Origin of the sequence: Actinotalea sp. JY-7885 (genome assembly GCF_014525465.1) — a bacterium.
Classification (GTDB): domain Bacteria; phylum Actinomycetota; class Actinomycetes; order Actinomycetales; family Cellulomonadaceae; genus Actinotalea.
Genome location: NZ_JACEXH010000179.1, coordinates 1 through 6,199, shown reverse-complemented (window position 1 = coordinate 6,199; position 6,199 = coordinate 1). Strand labels below are relative to the sequence as shown.

At 73.0% G+C, this 6,199-nt stretch carries 8 protein-coding genes; all 8 read right to left on the bottom strand.

Going from position 1 to position 6,199, the window contains the following annotated elements; all coding sequences use genetic code 11:
• Positions 1-270 (bottom strand): hypothetical protein (locus tag IDM29_RS13910; RefSeq protein WP_223148341.1); only part of this gene is annotated, 270 nt, incomplete at its 3' end.
• Positions 248-2,305: a flagellar biosynthesis protein FlhA gene (locus tag IDM29_RS13905; protein ID WP_182112609.1), complete on the bottom strand. Its 2,058-nt coding sequence runs from the start codon at positions 2,303-2,305 to the stop codon at positions 248-250. The genes IDM29_RS13905 and IDM29_RS13910, both read right to left, overlap by 23 nt.
• Before the next feature lie 34 nt (positions 2,306-2,339).
• Positions 2,340-3,446 (bottom strand): flagellar biosynthesis protein FlhB, encoded by a 1,107-nt coding sequence (locus IDM29_RS13900; RefSeq protein WP_182112608.1) that lies wholly within the window; start codon positions 3,444-3,446, stop codon positions 2,340-2,342.
• Positions 3,443-4,225 (bottom strand): flagellar biosynthetic protein FliR, encoded by a 783-nt coding sequence (locus IDM29_RS13895; RefSeq protein ID WP_255491700.1) that lies wholly within the window; start codon positions 4,223-4,225, stop codon positions 3,443-3,445. The genes IDM29_RS13900 and IDM29_RS13895 overlap by 4 nt, the downstream gene beginning before the upstream one ends.
• Before the next feature lie 3 nt (positions 4,226-4,228).
• On the bottom strand, positions 4,229-4,501 hold the full coding sequence (fliQ, locus tag IDM29_RS13890) for a flagellar biosynthesis protein FliQ (RefSeq protein ID WP_182112607.1): 273 nt from the start codon (positions 4,499-4,501) through the stop codon (positions 4,229-4,231).
• Positions 4,498-5,301: a flagellar type III secretion system pore protein FliP gene (gene fliP / locus IDM29_RS13885; RefSeq protein WP_182113954.1), complete on the bottom strand. Its 804-nt coding sequence runs from the start codon at positions 5,299-5,301 to the stop codon at positions 4,498-4,500. Before fliP ends, fliQ begins: the two co-directional genes overlap by 4 nt.
• Positions 5,302-5,360: 59 nt before the next feature.
• Positions 5,361-5,888, bottom strand: a complete 528-nt coding sequence (fliO, locus tag IDM29_RS13880) for a flagellar biosynthetic protein FliO (RefSeq protein WP_182112606.1) — start codon at positions 5,886-5,888, stop codon at positions 5,361-5,363.
• A partial coding sequence (gene fliN / locus IDM29_RS13875; RefSeq protein ID WP_188037658.1) for a flagellar motor switch protein FliN occupies positions 5,888-6,199 on the bottom strand: 312 nt, incomplete at its 5' end. The genes fliO and fliN, both read right to left, overlap by 1 nt.

The following is a 6,199-nucleotide window of genomic DNA, read 5'->3' as shown; positions in this document are numbered from 1 at the left end:
CGCCTCGATGCCCGCCGCGCCGCCGTCGGCCCCGGCCGCGTCGCCGGGCCGCGCGCCGCGCTGGTGGATCCGGCGGCCGGGGTGCACGCGGTGGGGCGCGTCCGGGACCTCGACGGTCAGCTCGTAGTGCTCCTTGGCGAAGAACCCGCCGATGCCGCCGGTGCGGATCCGCTCCGCCTTGACGATGCGGGCGCCCGGACCCATCTCGGTCTTGACCCGCAGCATCAGCGAGCGCAGGTCCTCACCGTCAAGCAGCAATCGCGTGGGCATCGCTCAGCACCCCCACGGTCTCGATCTGCAGGCCGGCACCGGTGACCTCGCCGTAGGAGAGCACCGCCAGGCGCGGGAGCGCCAGCGCCACCGTACGGCGCAGGGCGGGCCGCAGGGCGGGGGCGCACACGAGCACCGCCTCCCGGCCGCTCGCCTCGCCCTGCGCGACGACCTGGCGCAGCGAGGCGAGGAGGCGCTCGAGCCGGTTCGGGTCGACCAGCAGCTGGGAGCCGCCGTCGCCCGGACGCACGGACTCGACGAGCTGCTGCTCGAGGGAGGGGTCGAGGGTCACGACGCGGAGCACGCCGTCCTGCGCGTACGGCGCCGCGAGCGCAGGCCCGAGCGCGCGGCGCGCGGCCTCGACCAGGCCCTCGGGGTCCGTGCTGACCTTCGCGCGCAGCGTCAGGCCCTCGTAGATGCGCGAGAGGTCGCGCACCGGGACCTGCTCGGCGAGCAGGCCCTGCAGCACGCGCTGGATCTCGCCGAGCGTCAGCAGGTTGGGCACGAGCTCCTCGACGACCGACGGGTTGACCTGCTTGACGCCCTCCGTCAGCACGCGCACGTCCTCGCGGGAGAGCAGGCGCGAGGCGTTGGCGTCGATGATCGCGCCGAGGTGGGTGATGAGCACCGAGACCCGGTCGACGACCGTCGCGCCCATCATCTCGGCCGAGTGGCGCAGCTCGGCGGGGATCCACTTGCCCGGCAGCCCGAAGACGGGCTCGACGACAGGCGTGCCGCCGATGCCCTCGAGGTTGTCGCCGAGCGCGAGCAGGCGGCCGCCCGGCGCCTCGCCGCGGCCCACCTCCACGCCAGCGATCCGCACGGCGTAGGTCGAGCGCGGCAGGTCCACCGAGTCGCGCGTGCGCACCGGCGGGACGACGAAGCCGAGCTCCATCGCGACCTTGCGCCGCAGGCCGCGCACGCGCGCCAGCAGGTCCTGGTCGGTGCCGGAGCCCACCATGTCCACGAGGTCCGGCGCGAGCAGGATCTCCAGCGCGTGCACGCGCATCTGCTCGATGAGGGCCTCGGGCGTCTCGGCCTGCGCGGGACGCGTCGGGTCGGCGACGTCTGCCACCTCTGCCGCGGCAGCGGCAGCCTGGGAGATGCCGACGCGCCACGCGCCCACGAGCAGGAGCGCGCCGACGAGCACGAACGGGATCTTGGGCAGGCCGGGGATCAGCGCGAGGGCGATCGCGGCGGCGCCGGCGATCTGCAGCGCGGTCCGCGACTGGGTCAGCTGCGAGCCGGCCGCGGTGCCCATGTCCGCCTCGGCGGTGGCACGCGTGACGATGAGACCGGTGGAGACGGACATCAGCAGGGCGGGGATCTGGGTGACGAGGCCGTCGCCGATGGTCAGGAGGCTGAACCGCTCGAGCGCCTCCCCCGCGGACATGCCCATCTGCATCATGCCGATCGCGAACCCGCCGAGCAGGTTGATGACCGTGATGATGATGCCCGCGATGGCGTCGCCCTTGACGAACTTGGAGCCACCGTCCATCGCGCCGTAGAAGTCGGCCTCGGCGGCGACGTCCGCGCGGCGCTTGCGCGCGGTGTCCTCGTCGATGAGGCCCGAGTTGAGGTCCGCGTCGATCGCCATCTGCTTGCCGGGCATCGCGTCGAGCGTGAAGCGGGCGCCGACCTCGGCCACGCGGCCCGCGCCGTTGGTGATGACGGCGAACTGGATGACCACGAGGATCAGGAAGATCACGAGGCCGATGACGATCGAGCCGCCGACGACGAAGTGGCCGAACGCCTCGATGACCTCGCCCGCGAAGCCGTCACGCAGCACGAGCCGCGTGGAGGCCACGTTGAGGCCGAGGCGGAACAGGGTCAGGACCAGCAGGAGCGACGGGAACACCGAGAAGTCGAGCGGGCGCTTGACGTACATGCTGGTCAGCAGCACCACGAGCGAGATCGTGATGTTGAGGACGAGCAGCACGTCGAGCAGCGCCGCCGGCAGCGGCACGACGAGCAGCAGGACGATGCCGACGACGCCGACGGGCACGCCCAGGGCCATGATCTGCTTGGCCTTCATCGGGGGTCCTCCTGCGTCGTGACGGTCGGGGCGCTCATGCGGCCTCCAGGCGGGTCGGCCCGCCGGGGGCCCGGTGGGTGCCCGCCGCGGAGCCGCGGCGGCGCAGGGCCATGACGAAGGCGAGGACCTTCGCGACGGCGACGAACAGGTGGGACGGGACCTCCTGGCCCAGCTCGCACGCCGCGTGCAGGGCGCGGGCCAGCGGGACGTCCTCGACCATCGGGACACGCTTGTCGCCCGCGACCGCGCGGATGCGCGCGGCGACGTGGCCGGAGCCCTTCGCGACCACGCGCGGCGCGCCCTTGCCGGGCTCGTAGCGCAGCGCGACGGCGACGTGCGTCGGGTTGACCAGGACGACGTCGGCCGTGGCGACCTCCGCGATCATGCGGTTGCGGCTCATCGCGATCTGCTTGGAGCGGATCGCGCCCTTGAGCAGCGGGTCGCCCTCGGACTGCTTGTGCTCGTCCTTGATCTCCTTCTTGGTCATGCGCGACTGCTTGCGGTTGCGCTTCATGACCACGAGGACGTCGAGGGCGGCGAGCACGAGGCCCGCGACCACGGCCGTGCGGATGACGTCCGCCACGCCGCCGCCCGCGGCGGCGAGGATCTGGGACAGCGAGTGCGTGCCCGAGCCGAGCAGCATCGGCACGAAGCCCTGGACGACCGTCCACAGCACCAGCCCGATGGCCGCCGTCTTGAGCGCCGCCTTGGCGCCGTTCCACCCCGCCTGGGGGCCGAACGTGTTCTTGACGCCCTTCGCGAGGTTGAACTGCTTGAAGGACGGCTTGAGCTTCTTGCTCGAGATGTGGAGCCCGCCCTGGGCGGCCGACGCGGCGATCGCCGCGATGACGACCACGGCCATGAGCGGAGCGAGCGTCGAGAGGATCGACCCCATGCCCTGCCACAGCGCGGCGACCGCGATCTCGGGGGTGGGGTCGGCGATGGCGTCGCGCACGACGGCGAGCTGGTCGGTCGCCGCGCCCGAGCCGGCGCCGAGCACCATCGGCAGCATGAGCGCACCCGTGCCGATGCCGAGCCACGCGGAGACGTCCTGCGAGCGCTGCAGCGCGCCGTCGCGGCGCAGCTGCTTCATCCGCTTGGGTGTGGCCTTCTCGGACTTGTCCTCGCCGCCGGAGCTCATCGCGTCACCCGCCCGAGGTCCGTGATCGCCGCGTCCGTCAGCGACGCCACGACCTGCGGCAGCGCGAGGTACGCGGTGACGCCGAGCAGGACCGTGAGCAGGATCTTCAGCGGGAAACCGAGGGCGAACGCGTTGAGCGCGGGCGCGACGCGCGTGAGCAGGCCGAGGCCGACGTCGGCCAGGAAGAGCACCGCGATGAGCGGCCCGGCGACCTGGAGGGCGGCGAGGAACATGTCGGTCAGCCCGTGCGTGATGGTCTCGGCCATCGCGGCGAGGTCGAGCGGCGTGCCGAGCGGCAGCGCCTCGAAGCTGCGCACGAGCCCGGCGATGACGATGTGGTGGGCGTCCGAGGCGAAGAGCAGGACGATCGCGGTGAGCTGGTACAGGCGCGTGAACTGCGCGCCGTTGCTCATGCTCATGGGGTCGAAGGCGGCGGCGAGCTGGAACCCGCCGAACAGGTCGATGAGCGTGCCGGCCGCCTGCACGGCGGAGAACACGAGGGCCACGAGGAAGCCCAGCGCGGCCCCGACGAGCACCTGCAGCACGACGTCGCCCAGGAAGCGCGCCGTCCCCGTCGCGATCGCCGTGCCGAGCTCGGGCCCGGCGGCCGCCGTCGCGCCGGGCGCGGCGAGCACGCCCAGGCCGACGGCGAGCATGGCCTTGACCTGCCCCGGGATGGCCCGGTGGGCGAACGGCGGGGCGATCACCAGGAACGCGGCGATGCGCACGCCCGCGAGCATGACGACCTCGAGCCACGCGAGGGGGATGGTCACGCCCACGGCTCAGCCCCCGAGGAGCGTGGGGATGCGCTCGAACATCTCGTGCGTGAAGGCGACGGTCTCCGAGATCATCCAGTGGCCCGCGACGAGGAGCGCGACCGCGACCGCGAGGGCCTTGGGCACGAAGCTCAGCGTCACCTCCTGGATCTGGGTGATCGACTGCAGCAGGGACACGGTGAAGCCGACGACGAGCGCCGTGACCAGGACGGGCGCGCAGAGCTTGCCCGCGAGGACCAGCGCCTGCATCCCGATGTCGAGGACCGCGGTGGTGTTCACCCGTAGCTCCCGACCAGCGCCGTGACGATGAGGCCCCAGCCGTCGACGAGGACGAAGAGGAGGAGCTTGAACGGCAGGGACACCATGACCGGCGGCAGCATCATCATGCCCATCGACATCAGCGAGGCCGAGACGACCAGGTCGATGACCAGGAACGGCACGAAGACGACGAAGCCGATGATGAACGCGGAGCGCAGCTCGGAGAGCATGAACGCCGGGATGAGCGTGGTCATCGGCACCGTCTCGGGCGACTCCGGGTTCACCTGGTCCGCGGCCCGCGTGGTGAGCGCCAGGTCCGCCTCGCGGGTCTGGCCGAGCATGAACTCACGCAGCGGCACGGTGCCCCACTCCACGGCCTGCGAGAACGTCGCCGTGCCGTCGAGGTAGGGCTGGACGCCGACGTCGTTGATGTCACCCAGCACGGGCGCCATGACGAAGAGGCTGAGGAAGAGCGCGAGGCCGGCCAGCACCTGGTTGGGCGGCACGCCCTGCAGGCCGAGCGCGTTCCGCGTCAGGGCGAGGACGACGAAGATCTTGGTGAAGCTCGTCATCATCAGCAGCAGCGAGGGCGCGACGGACAGCAGCGTGATGGTCAGCAGGACGACGATCGAGCTGCTCGGCCCACCGTTGATCCCGTTGAGGTCGATGGAGACGGTGGGGCCGTCAGCCGGGTCGGTCGGCGCGACGGGCGCGGTGGGGTCGGCGGGGTCGGCGGGCGCCTCGGGTGCCGCGTGCGCACCGCCCGCGAGGGCGACCGCCAGCACGGCGGCGAGCGCGAGCGCGAGCAGCACGAGGACCAGGCGCGCGGTCCGGCTCGGACCGGTCGCTGCGGACGCAGCGCGCGCGGTGAGGGTCTGGCTCAACGACGGATGGTCCGTTCCTGCACCGCAACCATCGCCTGGCGCCACGTGGTGGCGCTCAGGACCGATCCCTCGAGAGGGCTGCGGGGCGTGGGGACCGCGGGCATCCGTGCCGCGGGGGTGGACGGGTGGGTCGGGCGGGCCGGGACGGCGCCCGTGACCGGGTTGTCCGGCACGACGTCGGGGGCGGTGTCCGCCTCCAGGACGGCAGCCTCCAGGACGGCCGGGTCGAGCTCGACGCGCTCGCGCACGTCAGCCGCCTCGGGCAGGGGCACGTCGACCTCGGTGAGCAGGTTGACGCCGTGCTCGGTCACGCCGAGCAGGAGGCGGCGGCCCGAGACCTCGACGAGCGCGATGCCGGCGCGGCCCCCGAGCGACTGCTTGGCCACGACGCTCATGGCGGCCTGCCGGGACCGCTTGACCGCCCCGGTCCCCGCGGCGCGACGGCCGAGGAACCACAGGAGGCCGAGCACGCAGGCGAGCGCGAGCGCCACCCGCAGGCCCAGCACGAGCGCCGAGGAGTCCATCAGGCGCCCGGCTCCGAGGAGACGATCTCGGTGATGCGGATGCCGTAGTGCTCGTCGACGACGACGACCTCGCCGCGCGCCACGAGCCGGCCGTTGACCATGACGTCGGCCGGCGCGCCGGCCTCACGGTCCAGCTCGAGCACCGTGCCGGGCACGAGCTCGAGGACCTGCCGCACGGGCATCCGGGTCCGGCCGATCTCCGCGGTCAGGGTCATCTCGACGTGCTGCAGCATGCGCAGGGTCGCGCCGCCGTCGGCCGGGCGCCGCGGCGGTGCGGCGGCGCCGCGCTGGGAGGGCACGCGGTCCGCGGC

Coding starts and splice junctions, on each gene's coding strand:
- fliO (WP_182112606.1), bottom strand. CDS start 5,888: ATGGACTCCTCGGCGCTCGTGCTGGGCCTGCGGGTGGCGCTCGCGCTC.
- IDM29_RS13900 (WP_182112608.1), bottom strand. CDS start 3,446: ATGAGCTCCGGCGGCGAGGACAAGTCCGAGAAGGCCACACCCAAGCGG.
- IDM29_RS13905 (WP_182112609.1), bottom strand. CDS start 2,305: ATGAAGGCCAAGCAGATCATGGCCCTGGGCGTGCCCGTCGGCGTCGTC.